The sequence below is a fragment of the Streptomyces sp. NPDC002446 genome (genome assembly GCF_053595675.1).
In genome coordinates this window covers 1-22,084 of the sequence record NZ_JBSFYC010000019.1, presented here as the reverse complement: position 1 = coordinate 22,084, position 22,084 = coordinate 1, and the positions used below count along the sequence as shown (strand labels likewise).

At 71.5% G+C, this 22,084-nt stretch carries 22 protein-coding genes; 12 read left to right on the top strand and 10 right to left on the bottom strand.

From position 1 onward, the window contains the following. Nucleotides 1-5: 5 nt before the first annotated feature. Nucleotides 6-1,448 (bottom strand): D-alanyl-D-alanine carboxypeptidase family protein, encoded by a 1,443-nt coding sequence (locus ACWD6P_RS13775; protein WP_451444344.1) that lies wholly within the window; start codon nt 1,446-1,448, stop codon nt 6-8. 10 nt (nt 1,449-1,458) lie between these two features. Here ACWD6P_RS13775 and ACWD6P_RS13770 point away from each other — a divergent pair, with 10 nt between their 5' ends. Further along, on the top strand, nt 1,459-1,752 hold the full coding sequence (locus tag ACWD6P_RS13770; protein WP_451444272.1) for an SCO4848 family membrane protein: 294 nt from the start codon (nt 1,459-1,461) through the stop codon (nt 1,750-1,752). Between the two features lie 25 nt (nt 1,753-1,777). On the opposite strand, the gene ACWD6P_RS13765 is transcribed toward ACWD6P_RS13770, so the two are convergent. After that, the gene (locus ACWD6P_RS13765; RefSeq protein ID WP_451444271.1) at nt 1,778-2,275 is read right to left on the bottom strand and encodes a Pycsar system effector family protein; all 498 of its coding nucleotides are present in this window, start codon (nt 2,273-2,275) and stop codon (nt 1,778-1,780) included. Nucleotides 2,276-2,519: 244 nt separating this feature from the next. Further along, complete coding sequence (locus ACWD6P_RS13760; RefSeq protein WP_451444270.1) at nt 2,520-3,506, bottom strand: AraC-like ligand-binding domain-containing protein; 987 nt, start codon at nt 3,504-3,506, stop codon at nt 2,520-2,522. A 378-nt stretch (nt 3,507-3,884) separates the two neighbouring features. Here ACWD6P_RS13760 and ACWD6P_RS13755 point away from each other — a divergent pair, with 378 nt between their 5' ends. The 4 genes from ACWD6P_RS13755 (at nt 3,885) to ACWD6P_RS13740 (ending at nt 7,616) form a co-directional block, all read left to right on the top strand. Further along, the gene (locus ACWD6P_RS13755; RefSeq protein ID WP_451444269.1) at nt 3,885-4,196 is read left to right on the top strand and encodes a hypothetical protein; all 312 of its coding nucleotides are present in this window, start codon (nt 3,885-3,887) and stop codon (nt 4,194-4,196) included. Between the two features lie 56 nt (nt 4,197-4,252). Further along, entirely contained in the window at nt 4,253-5,674 is a 1,422-nt protein-coding gene (locus ACWD6P_RS13750) for a hypothetical protein (protein ID WP_451444268.1), read from the top strand. A 114-nt stretch (nt 5,675-5,788) separates the two neighbouring features. Further along, nucleotides 5,789-6,985 (top strand): S8 family serine peptidase, encoded by a 1,197-nt coding sequence (locus tag ACWD6P_RS13745; protein WP_451444267.1) that lies wholly within the window; start codon nt 5,789-5,791, stop codon nt 6,983-6,985. A gap of 127 nt (nt 6,986-7,112) precedes the next feature. Beyond that, nucleotides 7,113-7,616: an FBP domain-containing protein gene (locus ACWD6P_RS13740; protein WP_451444266.1), complete on the top strand. Its 504-nt coding sequence runs from the start codon at nt 7,113-7,115 to the stop codon at nt 7,614-7,616. Nucleotides 7,617-7,643: 27 nt separating this feature from the next. On the opposite strand, the gene ACWD6P_RS13735 is transcribed toward ACWD6P_RS13740, so the two are convergent. Beyond that, complete coding sequence (locus ACWD6P_RS13735; RefSeq protein ID WP_451444265.1) at nt 7,644-8,480, bottom strand: alpha/beta fold hydrolase; 837 nt, start codon at nt 8,478-8,480, stop codon at nt 7,644-7,646. 56 nt (nt 8,481-8,536) lie between these two features. Between ACWD6P_RS13735 and ACWD6P_RS13730 the strand changes: the two genes are divergently transcribed. Then, complete coding sequence (locus tag ACWD6P_RS13730; protein WP_451444264.1) at nt 8,537-8,932, top strand: MerR family transcriptional regulator; 396 nt, start codon at nt 8,537-8,539, stop codon at nt 8,930-8,932. A 104-nt stretch (nt 8,933-9,036) separates the two neighbouring features. Next, nucleotides 9,037-9,885 carry a hypothetical protein gene (locus ACWD6P_RS13725; RefSeq protein ID WP_451444263.1) on the top strand — a complete coding sequence of 283 codons (849 nt, stop codon included), beginning with the start codon at nt 9,037-9,039 and terminating at the stop codon, nt 9,883-9,885. Nucleotides 9,886-9,905: 20 nt separating this feature from the next. Here the strand turns inward: ACWD6P_RS13725 and ACWD6P_RS13720 are convergent, their stop codons facing one another. The 5 genes from ACWD6P_RS13720 to ACWD6P_RS13700 all read right to left on the bottom strand — a co-directional run bounded on the left by ACWD6P_RS13720 (nt 9,906) and on the right by ACWD6P_RS13700 (nt 14,159). Beyond that, nucleotides 9,906-10,682, bottom strand: a complete 777-nt coding sequence (locus tag ACWD6P_RS13720) for a succinate dehydrogenase iron-sulfur subunit (RefSeq protein ID WP_451444262.1) — start codon at nt 10,680-10,682, stop codon at nt 9,906-9,908. After that, complete coding sequence (gene sdhA, locus ACWD6P_RS13715) at nt 10,682-12,436, bottom strand: succinate dehydrogenase flavoprotein subunit (protein ID WP_451444261.1); 1,755 nt, start codon at nt 12,434-12,436, stop codon at nt 10,682-10,684. Before sdhA ends, ACWD6P_RS13720 begins: the two co-directional genes overlap by 1 nt. Nucleotides 12,437-12,456: 20 nt before the next feature. Then, nucleotides 12,457-12,936 (bottom strand): succinate dehydrogenase hydrophobic membrane anchor subunit, encoded by a 480-nt coding sequence (locus ACWD6P_RS13710; protein WP_451444260.1) that lies wholly within the window; start codon nt 12,934-12,936, stop codon nt 12,457-12,459. A gap of 6 nt (nt 12,937-12,942) precedes the next feature. Further along, entirely contained in the window at nt 12,943-13,323 is a 381-nt protein-coding gene (gene sdhC / locus ACWD6P_RS13705) for a succinate dehydrogenase, cytochrome b556 subunit (RefSeq protein ID WP_451444259.1), read from the bottom strand. Between the two features lie 248 nt (nt 13,324-13,571). Next, the gene (locus ACWD6P_RS13700) at nt 13,572-14,159 is read right to left on the bottom strand and encodes a 2-oxo-4-hydroxy-4-carboxy-5-ureidoimidazoline decarboxylase (RefSeq protein ID WP_451444258.1); all 588 of its coding nucleotides are present in this window, start codon (nt 14,157-14,159) and stop codon (nt 13,572-13,574) included. Between the two features lie 336 nt (nt 14,160-14,495). Here ACWD6P_RS13700 and ACWD6P_RS13695 point away from each other — a divergent pair, with 336 nt between their 5' ends. The 3 genes from ACWD6P_RS13695 to ACWD6P_RS13685 all read left to right on the top strand — a co-directional run bounded on the left by ACWD6P_RS13695 (nt 14,496) and on the right by ACWD6P_RS13685 (nt 18,458). Further along, nucleotides 14,496-16,151 (top strand): beta-N-acetylhexosaminidase, encoded by a 1,656-nt coding sequence (locus ACWD6P_RS13695; protein WP_451444257.1) that lies wholly within the window; start codon nt 14,496-14,498, stop codon nt 16,149-16,151. 439 nt (nt 16,152-16,590) lie between these two features. Beyond that, on the top strand, nt 16,591-17,406 hold the full coding sequence (locus ACWD6P_RS13690) for an RNA polymerase sigma factor (protein ID WP_451444256.1): 816 nt from the start codon (nt 16,591-16,593) through the stop codon (nt 17,404-17,406). Then, on the top strand, nt 17,406-18,458 hold the full coding sequence (locus ACWD6P_RS13685) for a hypothetical protein (protein ID WP_451444255.1): 1,053 nt from the start codon (nt 17,406-17,408) through the stop codon (nt 18,456-18,458). Before ACWD6P_RS13690 ends, ACWD6P_RS13685 begins: the two co-directional genes overlap by 1 nt. A 315-nt stretch (nt 18,459-18,773) precedes the next feature. Here the strand turns inward: ACWD6P_RS13685 and ACWD6P_RS13680 are convergent, their stop codons facing one another. Further along, entirely contained in the window at nt 18,774-19,643 is an 870-nt protein-coding gene (locus tag ACWD6P_RS13680; protein ID WP_451444254.1) for a L,D-transpeptidase family protein, read from the bottom strand. Nucleotides 19,644-19,802: 159 nt separating this feature from the next. Between ACWD6P_RS13680 and ACWD6P_RS13675 the strand changes: the two genes are divergently transcribed. Both ACWD6P_RS13675 and ACWD6P_RS13670 read left to right on the top strand, forming a co-directional pair. After that, nucleotides 19,803-21,395, top strand: coding sequence for an acyl-CoA mutase large subunit family protein (locus tag ACWD6P_RS13675; protein ID WP_451444253.1), 1,593 nt, complete (start codon nt 19,803-19,805; stop codon nt 21,393-21,395). 53 nt (nt 21,396-21,448) lie between these two features. Then, nucleotides 21,449-21,661, top strand: a complete 213-nt coding sequence (locus ACWD6P_RS13670; RefSeq protein WP_384425488.1) for a hypothetical protein — start codon at nt 21,449-21,451, stop codon at nt 21,659-21,661. Nucleotides 21,662-22,084 lie beyond the last annotated feature (423 nt).

Below are 22,084 nucleotides of genomic sequence, written 5' to 3'. Positions count from 1 at the left end.
GCGGCTCACCCGTCGGAGGAGCGCCGCCCCCGCCCCTGGCTCCGTACCCGCTCCGGCAGCGGCCGGCGCCGGTGCACGGCCAGCGCCACGACCCCCACCAGCGCCAGCGAGCCGCCGGCGACCGCCACCGCGGTCCAGGTGCCGCCCGAGCCGCCGGCGCCGTTCAGCGCGGCCTGGGTGCTCTCGTGCCCGCGCTTGCCCTTGGAGCCCACCGTGCCCAGGCCGTCGTCCTCGCTCCGCGGCCCGACGAGCCGGCCGACCGGCTCCACCTTGTCGGCCGCCGCAAAGCCCCAGTCGAGCAGCTTGGCGGCCTCCTTGTAGGCCTCGTTGTGCTCCTTCTTCGACGGGTTCATGACCGTCACCAGCAGCTTGCGCTCGCCCCGTTGGGCCACACCGGTGAAGGTCGACCCGGCGTGGGTGGTCGACCCGTTCTTCACCCCCGCGATCCCCGGGTACGGCTTGATGTCGTAATCGCCGCTGAGCAGCCGGTTGGTGTTCTGGATGCCGAACGTGGCCCGCTTGCCGTCCTTGCCCTTGTCCCCCGGGAACTGCGCGAACGCCGTCGAGCAGTACTCGCGGAAGTCGGCGTTCTGCAGCCCCGCGCGGGCGAACAGGCTCAGGTCGTAGGCGCTGGAGACCTGCCCCGGCGCGTCGTAGCCGTCCGGCGTCACGACATGGGTGTCGTTGGCGTTCAGCTCCTTCGCGCGCTGCTGCATCTGCCGGACGGTGGCCTCCGTCCCGCCGTTCATCGCCGAGAGCGTGTGCACCGCGTCATTGCCGGACCGCAGGAACACCCCGAGCCAGAGGTCGCGGACCGTGTAGCTCAGGTTCTCCTTTATCCCGACGAGGCTGCTGCCCGCGCCCATCCCCGCCAGGTCGGCCGGCTTGACGGTGTACTTCCGGTCCTTGGGGAACTTCGGCAGCACCGTGTCCGCGAACAGCATCTTCAGCGTGCTGGCGGGCGCGAGCTGCCAGTGCGGGTTCTTGGCGGCCAGCACCTTCCCGGACTCGGCGTCCGACACGATCCACGAGCGGGCGGTCAGCGCGTTAGGCCCCGGCAGCTTCGGCGCACCGGGCTGCGGCGCCACCTGCACGCCGGGCGTGCCCAGCCGGTCCCCGCCGATCCGCGACATCTTCGCCGGCGGCGCGGGCGCCTTGGGATCGGCGTACGCGGGACCGGCCAGCAGCGGGGCCGCCAGGAGCCCGGAGGCGGCCAGCGCGGCGGCGGTGCGCAGGGACAGGCCGCCGCGCGCCGCGCGCCCGGCGCCACCGGGCGCGACGGGTGCGGCCGGCACGGCGGAGGCGGGCGGGGCGATCGGGTCGTGGGAAGCCGGGGAAGCACGGAAGGTCGTCGGCACGTCGCTGAACGTACCCCCCATTGCCCGCGATGCCGACAGCACCCCACGGAAGAGTGCCCCTGCCGACCGCCGGATGGAGCCGCTGCCCATACTGGAACTCATGAAGCTCTCTCGCCCCGTGTCCTGGTTCCTGCTCGCCTTCGGGGTGTGGAGCTGGGTCATCTGGATCACTTTCGTCAAAAACCTCTGGAAGGACGGGAGCGGACTCGCCTTCGACGACGCGGGTGACCCGACCGCCTACTTCTGGGTGCATCTGCTGCTCGCGGTGGCTTCCTTTCTCTTGGGGACGGCAATCGGCGTGATCGGGTTCCGCGGCGTACGGGCCCTGCGCCGCGAGGCGTCGAAGGCGGCGCGGCCGGACCGCGCGGACGACGACCGGCCGGCCGCTGGCTGACCGGCGGATCCCGGGTGACGGCGGGTCACGCCGTCCGCAGGAGGACGGCCGCGAGCGCCAGCAGCCCGAGCCCGGCCAGCAGGCAGTCGACCGCCGCCCGGATCAGCCGGAACTTCCGGGCGGCGAGCGCGGCCATGAACCTCAGGTGGTCCACCTCGTGGCCGGCCGCCAGCCGCTCACGCAGCTGCTCGGTGCTCAGCCGGGGCCAGCTCGTCCAGCCGTCACCCCCGAGCTGCGGACGGACCGCGAGCAGCAGAAGCACCGTCGCGGCCAGCAGCGCGGCGGTCCCGAGCGCCCCGGCCACGGCGGCGGGCGCCGTCAGACGCAGGTTCCCGGCCGCCGAGACCAGCGCCACCAGCGCCGCCCCGGACAGCGCCAGCAGCAGGCTCGCCTTGCCCTCGGACCGCGCCAGGTCCCCCTGGAGCGCACTCACCGTCGCCGCGATGCGGTCCTGCATCCGCTGCCCGTCCTGAGCCGCGCCCCGTGCCCCGTCGCGCCGCGGGTCGGGTGTGGTGGTCGTCATCCGTACGTCGCCTCCCGCTGTCCCCGGACGTCCTCAACCCGCCCAGGATCCCGCCCCACCGTGGGACCGCACACGGCTACGGACGAAGACGCACGTCAGGGGCCCGCAGCGGAGAGCCGCGGGCCCCTGAAGCAAATCCCCCTGTGCCATGGGCCGTTCGACGACACATTTCGTCGAACCCCGTGTGCGAAAAGGATTCCGGAGTACCGCCGCAGAAGTCGTTAGCACTCGGTCCACAGGTTGCTTAGCCGTGCGTCCACTTCGACGCCGCGAGGTTCTGCCGCCGGTAGTCGTTCGGCGGGATGCCGTACGCGGTGCGGAAGGCGCGGGTGAAGTCCGCCGCGCGGGGAAAGCCCCAGCGGGCGGCGATGGCGTGGATCGGCGTCGCGCACAGGGCCGGGTCGGTGAGGTCGCGGCGGGCGGCGCGCAGGCGCCGCCGGCGGATCCAGGCGGCGACGGTGGCCTCTTCGTCCTGGAAGAGGCGGTGCAGGTAGCTGGTGGAGATGTGGTGCGCGGTGGCGACGGCGGCCGGGGTGAGGTGCGGGTCGTGCAGATGCTCCAGGATGAAGCGCTTGATGCGCAGGACGAGGGTCCGCCGGTGGGTCTCCGCGGGGAGGGCGTGGGTGGTTTCGAGGGTGTGGGCGAAGAGCGCGGCGATCAGATCGGTCAGGACCGTGCCCAGCCGCGGCCCGTCGGAGGGCTGGTACGGGGTGGTGTCCGTGGTCAGCCGGGTGAGGAACTCCGCCAGCAGCGCGCCGATGCCCTCCCCGGTCGGCATCTGGCGTGGAATGGCCCGGCTGTTCATGCCGCGCGGCAGCGGCAGTAGCGATTTGGGGATCTCCAGCCCCACCGCCGTGACCGGGGACGCGCCGGTGTGGATCTGCCAGGGCAGCGAGGAGTCGTTGAGGTGCAGATCGGCCGGCCGGTAGACGGCCTCGCGGTCGTCCCAGGTGCACCCCGCGGTCCCGCCCACGACGAGCGAGAGGTGGTAGAGCTCCGGGTCGGACTGCCGGATCAGTTTCGGCGTGCGCCGGATGACCAGTTGCTGGAAGGTCGCCGGCCACAGGGTCACCGCCCCCAGGTCCAGTACCCGCTGGACCGCCCGGAAGTCGTGGGCGTGCTCGCTGCTCATGCGCACCGGAGCATGGGTCTGCCCCACCCGCTCCTCCCAGCAGGCCAGCCGGTCCCGCTCCGGCACGTCCTCGCTCCGGAACACCGTCTCGTTCAGCACACGTCTCCCTACCCCTGCCTGCACCATGCATCACCGGAGATCCCACAGCGCACCGATAAGCGCGTGCAAAACGACCGGCCTTCGGGGCGGGCCGCACGGACCCGAATCAGCCACGCCCGAGGTGGCCGAACCGGTTTCCCTGCGGGCGTGATCGGCCCGTTCCGGCAGGGTTGCGCCAGGGTTGCGCCACCAGGTAACAACCCGTCGACAAACTCGGGCCCCATCCTGCGGCAAATCGGACAGATCCTGACTTTCGATCTTGCGATCGAGTGCGCCGACTCCCTAGTATTTATTGACTTTACGTTGCCCTTACCGTGGCGGATTCATGGGCGGTGCGAGGGGGACGAGCGGGGTACGCGGGTAACGGGGAGAGCGGTAATGAGTGAGCGGTTCAAGGTCGACCTCGACGAACTGGACAGCGTCGTGCGCCAGCTCCGACGCCTGCGGGCCGACATGGACGAACCCAGCCAGAAGGTGAAGTACAGCACCGCGATCCCGAAGTCGGCGTTCGGGGTGGACTTCCTTGAGGCCGGCGAACTCGCCAAGGCTCACGATGACATGCAGTCGTACATGTCGCAGGTCATCAACGCGCTCCAGGACCTCATCCACAAGTTCGGTGAGAAGACGGAAGCCAGCCGGGGCGCGTACGAGGACCAGGAGCACGCCACCAAGACCTCGATGAACGGCTGAGTGGCTGCGGCCACGCATGGGCAAGCGGCGGATGACGAAGACGAAGGGGGGCCTGCATGGTTGACGCCAGGCAGGAGCGCGAGAGCGCCAAGGCGATGGAGCAGCAGCGCAAGAACCGTGAGCGGGAAGAACGGCTGAAGTCGTTCAAGGGCCAGCGCCTCACTCCGCGGTCGCCCTCCGACTTCCACCACCACGGCATCAACGCGCTCCGAGCGATGATCGAAAACGCCAGCCCCGAGACCATCGAGACCTCGGGCAGGCACTGGCGCGCCTCCGCCGACCGGTTGGGCGGCGATGACGGCCACGGCGGTATCCGCAAGGCCTTCATGGACGCCGTGGACCACGCCACGGCGCACTGGGAGGGTTCGGCAGCCCAGGCGTTCCGCAGGGAAGCCGTCAAGGTGCTCGAGAAGATCGACCGGACCTACCAGCACTCCCGGAACGTCGAATCCACGCTGATCGGTTCCCGCTCGTCGGGGCCGGAGATCGGCGTCGCCCACAGTCTCCGCGAGGCCAAGAAGGCCATGTCGAAGATCCACGACCCGGGAGTCGTGGACCGGGCGACCGACGACAGCGGCGATGACAGCCAGTTCAAGCGGGACATGGCGAATCCCAAGATGGACACCCGCATGGCGCTGGAGCTCAACCGGGACAATCTGTCCCTGACCAAGGAGCGCCAGGTCGAGGCGGTCATCGTGATGGATGAGCTGGCCGCCAACTACGACGGCCACAAGAGCTTCCTCAGGGAGGGCGTCGACCCGGGCGGTCCCTCGGGTGACTGGCCCAAGCAGCCGCCGACGCATACGCCGCCGCCTCCGGTGCGCATGCCCGTCACTGGCGGTGCCCACCCGCACCCGTCGTCGTCGCAGATGCCGAACATGCCCAACGGGGCGGGCGGCGGCGCCGTACCGGAAGGGTTCGACGGCCCGAAGCTCAACCGGCCCGAGGTGCCGGTGAACACCGGACTCGACGGCGTGCAGGGCGGCACCCTCGCCCCGCCGGCGGGTGGCGGACACGGCGTCAGCGGCGGGACCCCGGGCGGCGGTCACGGCGCGCCGGGCGGTTCGGGGGGCTTCCCCGGCGGCCTGGTCGCGCCCGGAGTCGTCGGTGTGCCGGGCGGCAAGGGTGCCGGTGGCGTACGCGGCACGGGCGGTATGCGCGGCGGTATGCCGGGCGCCGGAGCGGGCGCGGCAGGCGGTGCCAAGGGCGGCGCGGCCGGGCGCGGCGGTCCGCAGGCGCGTACCCGCGGCGGCGTGGTCGGCAAGCCGGGCGGCCCGGCCGGCGGCGCCAAGCAGGGCGGCTCCGGTCTGCACCGCAGCCGTGGCGGCATGCAGGCGGCGGCGGGTGCCGCCGGCGCCAAGGGCAAGGACAAGAAGGGCGATAAGGAGCGCACCACCGGGCAGCGCCCCGACTACCTCGTCGAGGACGAGGAGACGTGGGCCTCGAAGCGTAATGTGGCCCCTCGCGTTATCGAGTAGGCCGACGATAACGTCGCATGCGGCCAATGAGGCATGGCCCCGCACTCAGGAGTGCGGGGCCATTTCTCGGACGGAACAATGCCGCCCGGGCAGCACAGCAAGAAGGAGCGAAGGATGAGGGTCACCCGAACACTGCGCGCGACGGTGGGTGCTGCGCTGACCGGAGCGCTGCTGCTGGCCGCGGGCGGAACCGCATCCGCAGACCAGGTACGCAAGGACCTGTGGCCGCTGGAGGCGTTCGGGGCCCGGCAGCTGTGGAAGGAGGCCACCGGTAAGGGCGTGACGGTGGCGGTCCTGGACAGCGGCTTCCGTACGACGCACCAGGACCTCAAGGGCCAGTTCCTGCCCGGTCCGGACTTCGGCAAGGCCATTGAGGCCGAGCATGCCAGGCACCTCGAGCCGGGTGAGGACGTCCGCGACCACGGCACCGCGATGGCCGGGATCATCGCCGGCCGCGGACACGGCCCGCAGGGATCTCAAGGCGTCAGGGGGCTGGCGCCCGAGGCCAAGCTGCTTCCCGTCCCGGAATACAAGAACAGCGGGCAGGCCACGCGGTGGGCAGTGGACCATGGCGCTGACGTCATCAACATGTCCTACGGCGAGACCATGCGCGCTGCGGACACCTGCGAGTCCATCCACTACGCCCTTGAGAAGGGCGCGGTGGTCGTGGCCGCCGTGGGCAACGACGGCTCGACCCGCAAGAGCTACCCCGTGGCCTGCCCCGGCGTCATCGGGGTGGGCTCGGTCGACCAGTACGGCAAGGCGGCCGACGCCAACAACTACAACGCGGACACGGACCTGCTCGCCCCCGGCGAAGAGGTCCCCGTAGCGACGGGCAAGAGCGACTCCGCCTACCGCACCGAGGCGAACGGCAGCTCCGCGGCGAGTGCCTACGTCTCCGCCGCCGCCGCCCTCCTCAAGCAGAAGTTCCCGGATCTCACCCCGGGGCAGATCGCCAACCGGCTGGTGAAGACCGCCGGTCTGGCGCAGGCCGAGAAGGACAAGCACCTCAAGCTGCCGGACGCCCGCTACGGCTACGGCTTCATCCAGCCCGGCCCCGCCCTCCGGCGGGACATCGCGGCCGGCCCCGCGCAGGGGCCCCTGCCGATGCCGCAGGGCAAGGCGCCGCAGAAGGCCGTGGTGCCCGGCGCCGACAAGGGGTACGACGCCGACCCGCCCATGAGCGGCAAGGAGCGGGTGATGCTCATCGGGGGCATCGCTCTGGGCGTACTGGTCGTCGCCGGCATCGTCATCGGCGTGGTGGTCGCCGTCCGCCGCCGTGGCAACACCGGCGGACAGGCCTGGGGCTGACCCCACCGGACCCACCCGGACCCGACCAGGCCCACCCGGACCCGCCCCGGAGACCCACCCCCGCGGCCCCGCCGCGCGAGGAAATTCGCGCGACGGGGCCGCAGCCACGCTGTTAGCTTGGGCCGTTATGGAACCCCTAGGCGAAAAAGCCATACGTGCCTCCTTTGTCAACTGTTCGAAGGGGGAGGCGAGCAGGATCAATCTGCCCGTGGGGCTGGCCGGGCGGCCCTGGGAGGACCTGGACTTCCTGGGGTGGCGGGATCCCGGGGCGCCGGACCGGAGCTATCTGGTCGCGCCGCGCGGCGAGGGGCTGCTCGGGGTGACGCTCCGGGTTCCGCAGGGCGTGCGGCGCAGTTTCACCAAGACGACGGTGTGTTCGGTGTGCATGACCGGGCACCCGGGGTCCGGTGTCAGCCTGCTCGCCGCGCGGCGGGCCGGGCCCGCGGGGCGGCAGGGCAACACCGTCGGGACGTACCTCTGCGCCGACCTCGCCTGCTCGCTCTACGTACGGGGACGCAAGCAGTCGCGGCTCGCCGGGCGGCACGAGGAGACGCTGCCGCTGGAGGAGCGGATCGCGCGCACCGTGCGGAACCTGGACGCCTTCCTGGACAAGGTGCTCAACGGGGAGTAGCCGCTCGGCCCTCCTCGCCGCCCGTCCTCACAGGCCGTGCCTGGTGAGGAAGTCCTGGATGAGGCCCTGCCACTCCTTCGGGCTCTCGACCATCGGCAGATGGCCGGTGGCCAGCTCGGCGTACTCGGCGCCGGGGATGTGGTCGGCCAGGTAGCGGGAGTTGGACGGGGGCACCAGTGCGTCCAGTGTGGTCGCGATGACCAGGGTGGGAACCGTGATGCCGGGCAGGTCGGCGGTGGTGTCCACGGTGCCTACGAGGGCGGCCTGGTCCGCGGCGCCGATGGGGGCCGGGTTGGCGTCCGGGTCCAGTACGGTCGCCAGTTCCGCCGGTGACAGGGCGTTGAGGAGGGCGGGGGAGAAGGCGGCCAGGGCCCCGGTCTGGGCGAAGCCCGTGTGGTCGCCGCGGGCGAGCAGGCGCAGCCACAGCTCCATCCAGACGGTGGTGTAGTGGTCGGCCCTGGCCAGCCCGGCGGTCAGGACCAGGCCGCGTACGCGTGCGGGGTGGCGGGCGGCGGCCCGTACGGACACGGCCGTGCCCAGCGAGTAGCCGATCAGGGTGAAGGTCTCCAGGCCCGCCGCGGTGGCCTCGGCGACCACGGCGTCGGCGAGGGCGTCCAGCTCCAGGGGGTCTGTGGCGCGCGGCGTTTCGCCCGAGCCGGGGTAATCGGGGGCGACCACCCGGTGGCCGGAGGCCGCCAGTGCGGGGATGAGGGCGCCGTAGTTGCTCTGGACGCTGCCGGTGGCGCCGTGCGCCAGGAGGATCCCGGGGCCGGCCGGGTCTCCGGCGACGGTGGTGGACAGGGGCGGGAGCGGAGCGGAAGCCGAAGGACGGGACGGGGCCTGGGCGGCGGGAATCTGTGTCATGGGGAACACGTTGCAGCTTGACGTCGGTGTCAAGGTCAAGTCCAAGAGGGGGGCATGTGCGGATCGGTGAGCTGGCGCGCCGCACGGGCGTCAGTACGCGGGTGCTGCGCTACTACGAGCAGCGCGGGCTGCTCCGTGCGGAGCGGGATGCGAACGGCTATCGGCGGTACGGCGAGGGGGCGGCCGAGACCGTCGGGCGGATACGGGAGCTGCTCGCCACGGGGCTGAACACAGACGACATCCGTGAGCTGCTGCCGTGCGCGCAGGGCGGTCCCGCGCTGACGCCCTGTGCGTTCTCCTACGGGGTCGTGGCGCGGAAGATGGCCCAACTGGACGCCGAAATGGCGGAGTTGGCGCGTCGGCGGGCCGCGCTCGGGGAGTATGTGCAGGTCATGAGGGAGCGGCAGGAGCAGGACGAGGCGCTGGCGCGGATGGCGCTGCGCGCGTCGTGACGAGGTAAGGGGTGCGGGGCCCGAAGGGTCCCGGTCGTGCGGGGGCCGAAGGGTCCCCGCACGACGCTTGCCACAAGCCACCCGTCGGCCAGATCCTCGTGTGCATGCCGTTCGGGGGAACGGCAGGGACGCAGGGGGCCGATGTGCTGCGAGTGCACTTCACCGGGCAGGATCTGGCGCGTACGCGAGTGGCCGACGGGGCCGACCCGCTCTGGGAGACGGTGCTGAGCCTGCACAGTCTGCGCGTCAGCCGCAGCGAACCGGCGCTCGCGGCCTGGCGGCAGCACGCGGTGCGGCACGGCCCGGGGCCGCTGCGGACCCTGCTGCCGCTGGTGCCCCAGCACGGGTACTTCCCGGACTTCCTCACGCCCTTCGCGGCGCTGGACGGGGTCGAACCGGGGCTGGAAGCCGTGATGAGCACCCCGCGCAGGCGGCTGCGGGCCGAGCTCGCGCTGCTGTCCGGGCACCGGGCGCTACCGGGGTGGGCGCGCGGGATCGGGGAGGGCGAGCCGGCCGCGCTGCGGCAGCTGGCGCGGAGCCTGCGTACGTACCACCATCTGGCGATCGCGCCGAGCTGGCCGCGGATCGCCGGGCGGGTCGGCGCGGACCGGGCGCTGCGGGTGCATGCGCTGGGGCAGTCCGGGACGGAGGCGATGCTGCGGACGTTCGGGCCGGTGATGCGGTGGCGGCGGCCGGTGCTGGAGGTCCGCTATCCGGTGGAGCGGGAGCTGCATCTGGCGGGGCGGGGGCTGGTGTTCGTGCCGTCGTACTTCTGCCGGGACGAGCCGGTGGCGCTGGTGGACGAGGAGCTGCCGCCGGTGCTGGTCTATCCGGCCGCGGCTTTGGGGCACGCCGAAGGGCCCCGCTTCCGGCGTTGCGGAAGCGAGGCCCTTCGGGACGTACCGGCACTCATCGGCTCACGGGACGGAACCCGTATCGCCGCGGGCCTCTGACGCCCGGGGCGCCGCGGGTGTCAGAAGCGCCGGGTGATCAGCGCGCGCTTGACCTCCTGGATCGCCTTGGTGACCTCGATGCCGCGAGGGCAGGCGTCCGAGCAGTTGAAGGTCGTCCGGCAGCGCCAGACGCCGTCCTTGTCGTTGAGGATCTCCAGGCGCTGCTCGCCGCCCTCGTCACGGCTGTCGAAGATGAAGCGGTGCGCGTTGACGATCGCCGCCGGGCCGAAGTACTGGCCGTCGTTCCAGAACACCGGGCACGAGGACGTGCAGGCGGCGCACAGGATGCACTTGGTGGTGTCGTCGAAGCGCTCGCGGTCCTCGGCGGACTGCCGGCGCTCGCGGGTCGGCTCGTTGCCCGTCGTGATCAGGAACGGCATCACATCGCGGTACGCCTGGAAGAAGGGCTCCATGTCGACGACAAGGTCCTTCATCACGGTCAGGCCCTTGATGGCCTCGACCGTGATCGGCTTCTCCGGGTTGATGTCCTTGATCAGCGTCTTGCAGGCCAGACGGTTGCGGCCGTTGATCCGCATGGCGTCCGAACCGCAGATGCCGTGGGCGCAGGAGCGGCGGAAGGTCAGCGAACCGTCCTGGTCCCACTTGATCTTGTGGAGGGCGTCCAGGACGCGCTCCTTGGGGTCGATCTCCAGCTGGAAGTCCTGCCAGCTGGCGTCCTCGGAGACCTCCGGGTTGAACCGGCGGATCCGGAAGGTGACCGTGATGTACGGGGAGTCGGCGAAGCCGGGCTCGGGCTGGCCGGCCTCGGCCGCCTTGTCCAGGGTCGGGGTTGCCATCAGTACTTACGCTCCATCGGCTGGTAGCGGGTCTGCACGACCGGCTTGTAGTCGAGGCGGATCGACTCGGCGCCGTCTGCGCCCACCTCGCGGTACGCCATGGTGTGCCGCATGAAGTTGACGTCGTCGCGGTTGGGGTAGTCCTCGCGGTAGTGACCGCCGCGGGACTCCTTGCGGGCCAGCGCGGACACCGCCATGACCTCGGCCAGGTCGAGCAGGTTGCCCAGCTCGATCGCCTCCAGCAGGTCGGTGTTGAACCGCTTGCCCTTGTCCTGGATGGACACGTTCTGGTATCGCTCGCGCAGCTCGCCGATCTTCTCGACCGCGGTCTTGATCGTCTGCTCGGTGCGGAACACCATCACATTGGCGTCCATGGTCTCCTGCAGCTCCTTGCGGATCTCGGTGACCCGCTCGCTGCCGGTGGAGTTGCGCAGCCGCTCGACCTGGTCGACGACCTGCACGGCCGGGTCCTCGGGCAGCTCGACGAAGTCCGCCTTCTGGCTGTACTCCGCCGCCGCGATGCCGGCCCGGCGGCCGAAGACGTTGATGTCCAGGAGGCTGTTCGTGCCCAGGCGGTTCGCGCCGTGGACCGACACACAGGCGACCTCGCCGGCCGCGTACAGGCCGGGGACCACCGTCGTGTTGTCGGCCAGGACCTCACCCTCGACGTTCGTCGGGATGCCGCCCATGGCGTAGTGCGCGGTCGGCTGGATCGGGATCGGGTCCGTGTAGGGCTCGATGCCGAGGTACGTCCGCGCGAACTCGGTGATGTCCGGGAGCTTGGCGTCCAGCTGCTCCGGCGGGAGGTGGGTGAGGTCGAGGTAGACGTGGTCGCCCTCGGGGCCGCAGCCGCGCCCCTCGCGGATCTCCGTGTAGATGGAGCGCGAGACGACGTCACGCGAGGCGAGGTCCTTCATGACCGGCGCGTACTTCTCCATGAAGCGCTCGCCGTCCTTGTTGCGGAGGATGCCGCCCTCACCGCGGGCGCCCTCCGTCAGCAGGATGCCCATCCGCCAGATGCCGGTCGGGTGGAACTGGAAGAACTCCATGTCCTCCAGCGGCAGCCCGCGGCGGTAGACGGCGGCCTGGCCGTCACCGGTCAGCGTGTGCGCGTTGGAGGTCACCTTGAAGAACTTGCCGCAGCCGCCGGAGGCGTAGATGACGGCCTTCGCCTGGAAGACGTGGATCTCACCGGTGGCGAGCTCGTAGGCGACCACACCCGCCGACTTCTTGACGCCGTCGACCTCGGTGATCAGCTGGTCGAGGACGTAGAACTCGTTGAAGAACTCCACGCCCTCCTTGACGCAGTTCTGGTACAGCGTCTGGAGGATCATGTGGCCGGTGCGGTCGGCCGCGTAGCAGGACCGGCGGACCGGGGCCTCACCGTGGTTGCGGGAGTGACCGCCGAAGCGGCGCTGGTCGATCGTGCCGTCGGGCGTCCGGTTGAACGGCAGGCCCATCTTCTCCAGGTCGAGGACCGAGTCGATGGCCTCCTTCGCGAGGATCTCGGCGGCGTCCTGGTCGACCAGGTAGTCACCGCCCTTGATCGTGTCGAAGGTGTGCCACTCCCAGTTGTCCTCCTCGACGTTCGCGAGGGCGGCGGCCATACCGCCCTGGGCGGCGCCGGTGTGGGAGCGGGTCGGGTAGAGCTTCGTCAGGACCGCGGTGCGGCTGCGCTTGGTCGACTCGATGGCCGCGCGCATGCCCGCGCCGCCGGCGCCGACGATGACGGTGTCGTACTTGTGGATCTTCATGGTTCCAGTCAGCCCCGGCTTCAGGAGATGTTCGGGTCGAAGGTGAAGATCACCAGCGTGCCCAGAAGGACGGTGAACACCGTCGCGGTGTACAGCAGCATCTTCAGCCAGAAGCGGGTGTTGTCCCGCTGCGCGTAGTCGTTGATGACGGTGCGCAGGCCGTTGGCGCCGTGCAGCATGGCCAGCCACAGCATCAGCAGGTCCCAGGCCTGCCAGAACGGCGAGGCCCAGCGGCCGGCGACGAACGCGAAGCCGATCTTGGAGACGCCGCCGTCGAGGACGAGCTGGATCAGCAGGTGGCCCAGGACCAGGACGACCAGCACGATGCCCGACAGCCGCATGAACAGCCAGGCCTGCATCTCGAAGTTGCCCCGGGAGGCGCGGCCGGTCTTGTGGGTGCGCTTGCGCGGCGCCTCGATGACCGGGGCCGGGTTGTCCACGTCATAGAGCGAGACGCCGTCGGTCGCGGTGGCACCCGCGGAGGTGGTTTCAGCAGACATCTGGCGTCAGCTCCCGAACAGCGTGCGCAGGGTGTGCTGCAGCACGGGGTAGAAGGCACCGGCCATCAGCACGACCCAGACACCGACAACGGTCCACAGCATCTGCTTCTGGTACTTCGGGCCCTTGGACCAGAAGTCCACGGCGACGACCCGCAGGCCGTTGAGCGCGTGGAAGAGGATGGCGGCCACCAGGCCGTACTCCATCACGTTGACGATCGGCGTCTTGTAGGTCGCAACGACGTCGTCGTAGGCCTCGGGTGAGACACGTACGAGCGCGGTGTCGAGGACGTGTACGAACAGGAAGAAGAAGATGAGGACGCCGGTGACTCGATGAGCCACCCAGGACCACATGCCTTCCCGGCCGCGGTACAGCGTTCCAGCCGGCACGGAAGAACCCTCCGGGAGCGGGGACTAGGGCCGCGCCGGCTTCTCTGTCGGTCGGGCCCGGCCGGGTACGGTCCACCGGCCGCTCGTCATCGTATCGACGAGTTGTCGGTTCCTCGCGCGGGGGTCCTTAGGTGTGATCAAACAGGCACCAACGGGCTATCACACAAGGACGAAGCGGACTTTGCGGGGCGTACGGCATGAGCCGCCGGCCTGCGGGGCGTGTTCCGCGCACCGGCCCGGAGGTGCTTTCAGGCCGCGAGCCGGGCGAGGCGGCCGCGGGCCAGCCGGCGCAGTTCGTGGGCGGTGACGGTCCGCTCCGCGGCCGGGTCGTTGCCCAGCCGGGCGCGCAGGGCGCAGAGCACCCGGTCGAGCAGTTCGTCCTCGCGGTGGCCGTCCAGGCAGATCACGAAGACATGGCGGAAGCGCCGCTCGTACTCGGCGTGCGCGGCGCGCAGCGCGGTGTGGGCGGCGAGCATGCCGGGGCCGCGGGCGGCGGCCAGCGGCAGCGGGGAGCGGGACTCCCCGGCCAGCGCCTCCTCCAGCTCGGCCGCCGTGAGGTCGTCGCAGGCCTGGTCGCCGGCGGCGAGCAGGGAGTCGGCGTCGGCGTACGGGCGGTGCGCGGCGAGGCGCTCGGCCCAGCGGCGGCTGTGGCAGCAGCCGAGCAGCGCGGTCAGCGCGTCGTCGCCGGTCAGCGCGTTGAACCGGGCCAGTCCCCGGGCCCCGTGGCGGGGCCGCGCCAGGGCGCTGCCGCGGGCCTGGGAGGGCAGGCCGCACCACGGCGACCGCGGGGGGTGCAGCGTCGTCGGCCGGGCGGCCGGGGTGTCACCGGACAGCATGGGCTCCTCGGACGGATGCGAATGGATCTTTTCGACGGGTGCGGGGCGGGCTGCTGACGGAAGCTGGGGGGAGCGGACCGAAGCCGGGACGCGTGAGGCGGCGGCGGCGGGTGCGGCGGTGTACGGGTGACACGACACCCCGGCGGTATCCGGCGGTTCCAGGCGAGTTCTGGGAAAGGCGGTGACGAAAACAGAGCGCCACGCTAACGACGCCTGTCGATCACTGTCCGACGGATGCGCGAATTTCACCCGGATGAGAGAGCTTTCGCGCGTTCGGTGGACGACCGGCTCCGCACACCTGGCAATGCCTTCGCACCGAAAAGTGAGGATTGCACGATGTCGAACCCGATGCGGCCGCCGCGCGCCGCACTCTTGGCGGTGGCACTCACCGGCGCCCTGCTGCTCGCCGGCTGCACCGACACCGCGGAAACCGAAACGCCCGGCAGCACCAGCGCCAAGGTCAACCCCGAGGTGGCCGCCACCCCGACCTGGGCACCGGTGACCGGAACACCGCAGGTCATCCCCGCCGTACGCGAGTTCCGCCAGGCAGCCGGCCGCGGCTGGCGGCCGACCGAGCAGGCCCGCGTGGTGGTCCCGGCCGGCGCGAAGAGCACGGTTGCCGACGAGGCGCAACTGATGGCCCGTGATCTGGGCGGGCTGTCCGTCGTCTACGGCGACGAGACCGTACGGCCCGGCGACATCGAGGTGAAGCTGTCGGGGCAGAACGGGACGGCCACCGGCAACAACGTGCCGGTCAAAGGAGCCGCCGACGAGGCCTACACGCTCACCGCCCGCGGCACCCGGCTCACTCTGACGGCCCCCACCGACGCCGGAATCTTCTACGGCACCCGCACCGTCAAGCAGGCCGTGCACGCCGCCGGCGGCCTGCCCGAGGGCACCATCGAGGACCGCCCGGACCGCCCGCAGCGCGGGATGTCGCTGGACAACGCCCGCAAGCCGTTCACCCAGGACTGGATCGAGGCGCGCCTGCGGGAGCTCGCCGACCTCAAGTACAACCAGTTCCAGCTGCACTTCTCCGACGACCAGGGCTTCCGCATCCAGAGCGACACCCACCCCGAGGTCGTCTCCCAGGACCACCTCAGCAAGGCCCAGGTGCGCGAGATCATCAAGCTCGCGCGCAGCCTGCACATCTCCGTCGTCCCGGAGCTGGACTCGCCCGGCCATCTGGGCGCCGTGCTCGCGCACCATCAGGACCTGCTGCTGCGCAAGGCGTCGGGCGCGGTGGTACCCGGTGCGATCGACATCTCCAACCCCAAGGCGGCCCCGCTGATCGATTCGCTGCTGAAGGAGATGAGCGACCTCTTCACCAACCCCAAGGGCGCCCCCGCCTACTGGCACCTGGGCGGCGACGAGTACCAGGCGCTGCTGTCCTCCACACCGGCGACCACCTATCCGCAGCTCACCCGGGCCGCACAGCAGAAGTACGGGGCGGACGGCACCATCAAGGACCTGGCGACCGGCTGGCTCAACGACCGGCAGAAGACCGTCGAGGCGAAGGGCAAGAACCGGATCGAGGCCTGGAACGACGGCTTCTTCTCCAGCGCGGCGGTGAGCGCCGACAAGAACCGGATGGTCGACTACTGGACCGGCAAGGAGTTCGGACAGCGCGACCCGGCGAAGTTCCTGAACGAGGGCCGCAACGTCCTGAACTTCAACGACGAGTACCTCTACTACGTCCTGGGCGAGCCCCACCAGTTCTTCTACCCGACCGGCCAGCGGATCTACGAGAGCTGGACCCCGCGGGTGCTGCGCAAGACCCAGCCGGTGGACGTGCCCGCGAGCATGACCGGGCCGGACCGCATCCCCGGGGCGCGCTTCGCGATCTGGTGCGATCAGGCGCAGGCGCAGACGGCGCAGCAGGTGGCCGCCGGGATCCGGCTGCCGCTGGCGGCACTGGCGCAGAAGACCTGGGACCCGCGGACGCCCGCCCTGTCCTGGACGGAGTTCAAGGCGCTGGCCAACCGGGTGTAGAGCCACCGCGGTGCGGGGCGGGGAGAGAAACGAGGACGGCCGGGGCCGCCACCCCCCACAGGAGAGGCCCCGGCCGTCGTTCGCGAAGGGCCGTGACGGCCCCCTACTCGATACAGCGCCAGACGGCGCGAAAGCGTCACACGCGGTGCGGTCCGGGGTACGGCCAGTGGTCTGGACGCCGGACCGGCCAGGCCCGTAACGTGCGGATCTGCCCCGGCCGGCCCGCCTGCCGCGCCGCCGGGGCGGCGGCCGGCGCGGCAGCGCCGTCCCGGGTTCGGCGCTGATGCGTTCTCGGGTTACCGTCTGCGGGACCGCCGGGTTACCGGGGGTTCCCGGCGCCCCTGACCAGCGGCGGGCGGTAAGGCGGCGGCGCGGCCGGCGAAGAAGCAAAGCAGCAAGGACCGGGCGGCGGACATTCCAGGTGCGACAGGATGGACCCGTGCGAGGGGACGACATTCAGCCGGACGACCGTCGGCTGACGGTGGCCGTGCAGGCGGCGCAGGGCGGCGACGAGGCGGCGTTCCGTACCGTCTACCGCGCCGTGCATCCCCGCCTTCTGGGGTATGTGCGGACGTTGGTGAGCGAAGCGGACGTCGAGGACGTCACCTCGGAAGCCTGGCTTCAGATAACCCGCGACCTGGCCCGCTTCAGCGGCGACGCGGACCGCTTCCGCGGCTGGGCCGCCCGTATTGCCCGTAATCGCGCCCTCGACCACATCAGGATGCGCGGCCGGCGCCCGGCGATCGGCGGCGACGAGAGCGAACTGGCCGACACCCCCGCGGCATCCGACACCGCCGGCGAGGCGCTCGAAGCCCTCGGCACCGGCCGTGCCATGCGGCTGATAGCCAGGCTGCCGCAGGACCAGGCGGAGGCCGTGGTGCTGCGGGTGGTGGTCGGACTGGACGCCAAGAGCACCGCACAGGTGCTCGGCAAGCGGCCCGGGGCGGTGCGCACCGCGGCGCACCGCGGACTGCGCCGGCTCGCCGAACTGCTCGGCGACGGGGCGGGCGGCGCTCAGGGGGGTGGCGACGCCGCGGCCGACGGCGGCGTCGGCGACAATGTCACCGACAGTAGCGGTGGCGGCGGCGCCGGCGGGGGCGAGGAAGACCCGCCCGGCAGCCCCCAACGCCCGCGCGGAGGCGGCGGGACGGTGAGCGGGGTGCCTGTTCAGGGCCGCAGACGCCGCAACGGCGTGGCGGAATCGTACGTACCAGGTGTGACGGAAACGGCCGCACGGACGCAGAAGGACATGTGATGGCCGACGACCGGTACGACTGGCTCGACAAGGACACCGCGGAGCATTTGCTGCGCGGTGACCCGGTCAGCGCCCGGCGCGGTGACGGCGCACGCGAACTGGAACAGCTGCTGGAGGCCGCCGCGGCGGTCGGCGCCAAGGCGCCCCAGGCGGCCCCGCTGCCGGGCGAAGAAGCCGCGGTCACGGCGTTCCGCCAGGCCCTCGGCGACGGCTCCGGCGCCCGCTCGCGGGGCCGCGCCGCAGCCGGCCCCCCGGCCGTGCGCACCGCACACTCCACCGGCGTCGCCGAACGCACCCGGGTCGCCCGCCCCTTCCGGCGCGGCCTCGTCGTCGCCCTCGCCGCGTGCGCCATCGGCGGTGTCGCCGTCGCGGCCGGCACCGGCGTACTGCCCGGCCCCTTCCGGGGCAGCGAGGACCCCGAACCGGCCGCCACGGTCTCCTCCGGCGAGACCCCCGGGCCGCTCGACACCCGCGAACCCAGCGGCGCCCAGACCCAGGGAACGACGGCGCAGACGCCCGACCCCACGCACAGCGGCGAGAGCACCGGACCCGGCCGCAGCCCGACGCCCGGCAGCAGCCACGGCGCGAGCCGCAAGCCCGGCCGGGGCGAGCCCGGCGGCGGTGACGGCGACGCGGACGACAAGCCCCGTGACGGCGGGAAGGGCGAGCCCGGAAGCGCCGACAAGAAGAAACTTCTGCTCAGCCTCTGCCAGGCCTATGAATCCGGCAAACGCGGCCAATTGGACCGCGAGACGGTGCGGCAACTGGAGCGCAAGGCCGGCGGCCCGGAGAAGGTGCACGCCTTCTGCCGCGCCTACCTCGCGCGGTACCAGCTCGGCGGCGGCTCGGGTGACAACGATGGCTTCGGCGGCGGACCGAGCGATTCCGGCCAGACCGGCGGCAGCTCCGGCGGCGACGAAGACGACGACGAACACCCCTCCCAGCCGCCCGCCACCACCCCCGCCCCCGGCGCCTCCGCCCCGGCCCCCGCGCCCCCGGCACCCGCCACCACACCGGGAGACGCGACTCCCAGTACGACGCCCACCAGCTAGGTGTGACGTTTTCCGGGACCGTGACGCAGTACTGAGTGAAGCCGACTGGTCATCGGCTGCGCGAAGAGCCGGGGTTCCCCCCGTACCTACGGCTCAGCGCACTCGGCGCGGGCGGGGCACGTTCCCCCGGCCCTGCCCGCGCCCCATCTCCCCTTTGCGCCTAAGCCGGCGCCGCTTTCGCGGAGGTGGATCCGTGGGTGGGGGTGGCTCAATTTTCGCTTCTGTCAAAGAAACGGGCCGGGGCCGACACTCGAAGTACTGGTCGACAAGTACTGGTCTAGAAGCACTGGTCGAGACTGGTCGAGAAGTACGGGCTTACCGGTAGACGACGACCTTCGTCCCCTTCCTCACCGCGTCGAACAGGGCGGCGATCCTCGCCCTGTCGCGGACGTTGACGCAGCCGTGCGAGGCGCCGGTGTAGCCGCGGGCGGCGAAGTCCGCCGAGTAGTGGACCGCCTGGCCGCCGCTGAAGAACATCGCGTACGGCATGGCCGTGTGGTAGATCGTCGAGACGTGCCGGCGGCTCTTGAACGTGAGGCGGAAGGTGCCCTCGCGGGTGGGGGTGTACTGGGAGCCGAAGCGCACATCCATCGCCGAGACGATCCGGCCGTCCACGATCCAGGCGAGGGTGAGGGTCCGCTTGCTGATGCAGATCACCCTGCCCGTCATGCAGCGCGGGTCGGGCGTGCCGATCGGCCTGGTGGTGGGCGGGTGGAGCTCCGTCCGCGACGGCCGGCGGGTGTGGGCGCGCAGGGCGCTCCAGACGGCCGGCTGCACCGCGCCCGTACGGGACAGGCCCCGGCTCCCCTGGAACGCGCGGACCGCGGCGGTGGTGACCGGCCCGTAGTAGCCGGTCGGGGAACGGTCGAAGAGGCCCAGCTGGGCCAGCCGCGCCTGGAGTTCGCGGACCTGCGCGCCCCGTGAGCCCGGCGCCATGACCGGGTCGGTGGCGGAGCGCGTGGGACGGCCGGTGTGCGCGGGGGCGGAGTGGGTGGCGCGGGGCGGCGGCGACGCGCTGGAGCCCAGCGGCGGGGGAGCGGGGGTGGTGGGCGCGTACCGGGCCCCCTTGCCGTCCGGCGCACCGGCTTTGGCGACCGTCACCGGGCGGCAGCCCACCGCCAGCGCCGCCGCCATCAGCACCGCGGCCCACACCTGCGCCGTACGTCTCTGGCTGCTCCGCGTCATGCGTTACCCCCGGATCTCGGCGGTCCGACCGGCCACCGGAGATGCTTCCCAGCGCTGCGGCGTGGCGAACCTGCGGGCATGCTGAGGGCAAGGCGTAAAACAGCGGGTAAAACATGACGGAAGAGCGGATAACGGTCACCCAGTGGGAGGCGTACGTCCATGGCGCAGGAATCGGGCCGGTACAACGAGAGCGGTCTGCCCGTCGAGCCGGTGTACGGGCCGCAGGCGCTGGAGGGCTGGGACCCCGGGGACCGGCTCGGCGCGCCCGGCGGCTACCCCTTCACCCGGGGTGTGTACCCGTCGATGTACACCGGACGGCCCTGGACGATGCGGCAGTACGCGGGCTTCGGCACCGCCCGGGAGTCCAACGCCCGCTACCGGCAGCTGATCGCCCACGGCACGACGGGCCTGTCGGTCGCCTTCGACCTGCCCACGCAGATGGGCCATGACTCGGACACCCCGATCGCCTCCGGCGAGGTCGGCAAGGTCGGGGTGGCCATCGACTCCGTCGAGGACATGCGGGTGCTGTTCGGCGGGATTCCGCTGGACAGGGTGTCCACATCGATGACGATCAACGCGCCGGCGGCGCTGCTGCTGCTCCTCTACCAACTGGTGGCGGAGGAAGAAGGAGTGACGGCCGGTCAGCTCAAGGGGACGATCCAGAACGACGTACTCAAGGAGTACATCGCGCGCGGGACGTACATCTTTCCGCCGCAGCCCTCGCTGCGGCTGACCGCCGACATCTTCCAGTACTGCCGGGCCGAGATCCCCCAGTGGAACACCATCTCGATCTCCGGCTACCACATGGCCGAGGCCGGCGCCTCGCCCGCGCAGGAGGTCGCCTTCACGCTCGCCAACGGCATCGAGTACGTACGCACCGCCGTGGCGGCCGGCATGGACGTGGACGACTTCGCGCCGCGCCTGTCGTTCTTCTTCGTCTCGCGCACCACGCTGCTGGAGGAGGTCGCCAAGTTCCGTGCCGCGCGCAGGATCTGGGCCCGCGTCATGCGGGAGGAGTTCGGCGCGGCGAACCCCAAGTCGTGGATGCTGCGGTTCCATACGCAGACGGCCGGGGTGCAGCTCACCGCCCAGCAGCCGGAGGTGAACCTCGCCCGGGTCACCGTCCAGGCGCTGGCCGCGGTACTCGGCGGCACCCAGTCGCTGCACACCAACTCCTTCGACGAGGCCATCGCGCTGCCCACGGACAAGTCGGCCCGGCTGGCGCTGCGTACGCAGCAGGTGCTCGCCCACGAGACCGATGTGACCGCCACCGTCGACCCGTTCGCCGGTTCCTACGCCGTGGAGTCGATGACGGACGACGTGGAGGAGGCGGCGCTCGCGCTGATGGAGCGGGTCGAGGAGCTGGGCGGCGCGGTGGCGGCCATCGAGCGGGGCTTCCAGAAGGACGAGATCGAACGCAACGCGTACCGGATCGCCCAGGAGACCGACGCCGGTGAGCGGGTGGTCGTCGGCGTCAACCGCTTCCAGCTGGACGAGGAGGAGCCGTACGAGCCGCTGCGGGTCGACCCGGCGATCGAGGCCCAGCAGATCGAGCGGCTGGCGCAGCTCCGCTCCCGCCGCAACCGCCGCGCGGTGACCGGCGCCCTGGACGACCTGCGCAAGGCCGCGGAGGGCACGGACAACGTCCTCTACCCGATGCGGGAGGCCCTGCGGGCGAGGGCGACGGTGGGCGAGGTGTGCGACGCGTTGCGGAACGTCTGGGGCACCTATGTGCCCCAGACGGCGTTCTAGCCCTCGCGCCGGCCTCATGACGGCCGCATTCCGGACTGGGTCACACTGATGTCATGTCGTCACCCCGCCGCGCGTGCCCCGTCTGCACCCGAGAGATCGCCGTCGTCGGCGGCCGCTTCGCCCGCCATGACCCTCCGGGCCGCCGCACGGGACTTGAGCTGATCTCCTGCCCGGGCTCGCGCAAGATCGCCCCGCTGATGGCCCCGGCGGAGCGGCTCTTCGACCCGGAGGAACCGCCGTTTCCGGGCCAGCAGCCGCTGTTTTGAGGCGGCGCACGTTTTCGGCTGTCCCGCCGTGGGGGTTGCTGTGGGTTCGCCTGCGGCGGGCCCTTCCGCTGCGCTTTGCCTTGGCCGACGTTTTCGGGTTTCTCGCCGTTGCGCCTGTGGCGGGCGTTGCCGCTGCGCGGGGCTGTTCGGCTGCCGGTGACGGTCCTCCGGGGCAGGGGTTTCGGACTGCTTCGCTTTACGTCCGAAACCCCTACCCCTCCGGCCCGTCCCCTCCCGTTGTGGGTGGGTGGGATTTTCTTCTGCCGTCGTTGATGCTGCCGGACCCTCGCCGTCGTGGCCGATCGCCGTTGCGGCAGGAGGGGTGCCCCGGTCCCGCCCCTTCCCGAAACCGCCGACACCGACAAGTTCGCCCGGGTACCGGGGGACTACACCCGGATCGCGGTCGGCGGCGCGCCGGACGGC

What these genes read in the sequence shown, in the direction of transcription:
- ACWD6P_RS13775 (WP_451444344.1), bottom strand. Translation starts at nt 1,448, where the DNA reads ATGGGCAGCGGCTCCATCCGGCGGTCGGCAGGGGCACTCTTCCGTGGG.
- ACWD6P_RS13770 (WP_451444272.1), top strand. Translation starts at nt 1,459, where the DNA reads ATGAAGCTCTCTCGCCCCGTGTCCTGGTTCCTGCTCGCCTTCGGGGTG.
- ACWD6P_RS13765 (WP_451444271.1), bottom strand. Translation starts at nt 2,275, where the DNA reads ATGACGACCACCACACCCGACCCGCGGCGCGACGGGGCACGGGGCGCG.
- ACWD6P_RS13755 (WP_451444269.1), top strand. Translation starts at nt 3,885, where the DNA reads ATGAGTGAGCGGTTCAAGGTCGACCTCGACGAACTGGACAGCGTCGTG.
- ACWD6P_RS13750 (WP_451444268.1), top strand. Translation starts at nt 4,253, where the DNA reads ATGGTTGACGCCAGGCAGGAGCGCGAGAGCGCCAAGGCGATGGAGCAG.
- ACWD6P_RS13745 (WP_451444267.1), top strand. Translation starts at nt 5,789, where the DNA reads ATGAGGGTCACCCGAACACTGCGCGCGACGGTGGGTGCTGCGCTGACC.
- ACWD6P_RS13740 (WP_451444266.1), top strand. Translation starts at nt 7,113, where the DNA reads ATGGAACCCCTAGGCGAAAAAGCCATACGTGCCTCCTTTGTCAACTGT.
- ACWD6P_RS13735 (WP_451444265.1), bottom strand. Translation starts at nt 8,480, where the DNA reads ATGACACAGATTCCCGCCGCCCAGGCCCCGTCCCGTCCTTCGGCTTCC.
- ACWD6P_RS13725 (WP_451444263.1), top strand. Translation starts at nt 9,037, where the DNA reads ATGCCGTTCGGGGGAACGGCAGGGACGCAGGGGGCCGATGTGCTGCGA.
- ACWD6P_RS13720 (WP_451444262.1), bottom strand. Translation starts at nt 10,682, where the DNA reads ATGGCAACCCCGACCCTGGACAAGGCGGCCGAGGCCGGCCAGCCCGAG.
- sdhA (WP_451444261.1), bottom strand. Translation starts at nt 12,436, where the DNA reads ATGAAGATCCACAAGTACGACACCGTCATCGTCGGCGCCGGCGGCGCG.
- ACWD6P_RS13710 (WP_451444260.1), bottom strand. Translation starts at nt 12,936, where the DNA reads ATGTCTGCTGAAACCACCTCCGCGGGTGCCACCGCGACCGACGGCGTC.
- ACWD6P_RS13700 (WP_451444258.1), bottom strand. Translation starts at nt 14,159, where the DNA reads ATGCTGTCCGGTGACACCCCGGCCGCCCGGCCGACGACGCTGCACCCC.
- ACWD6P_RS13695 (WP_451444257.1), top strand. Translation starts at nt 14,496, where the DNA reads ATGTCGAACCCGATGCGGCCGCCGCGCGCCGCACTCTTGGCGGTGGCA.
- ACWD6P_RS13685 (WP_451444255.1), top strand. Translation starts at nt 17,406, where the DNA reads ATGGCCGACGACCGGTACGACTGGCTCGACAAGGACACCGCGGAGCAT.
- ACWD6P_RS13680 (WP_451444254.1), bottom strand. Translation starts at nt 19,643, where the DNA reads ATGACGCGGAGCAGCCAGAGACGTACGGCGCAGGTGTGGGCCGCGGTG.
- ACWD6P_RS13675 (WP_451444253.1), top strand. Translation starts at nt 19,803, where the DNA reads ATGGCGCAGGAATCGGGCCGGTACAACGAGAGCGGTCTGCCCGTCGAG.
- ACWD6P_RS13670 (WP_384425488.1), top strand. Translation starts at nt 21,449, where the DNA reads ATGTCGTCACCCCGCCGCGCGTGCCCCGTCTGCACCCGAGAGATCGCC.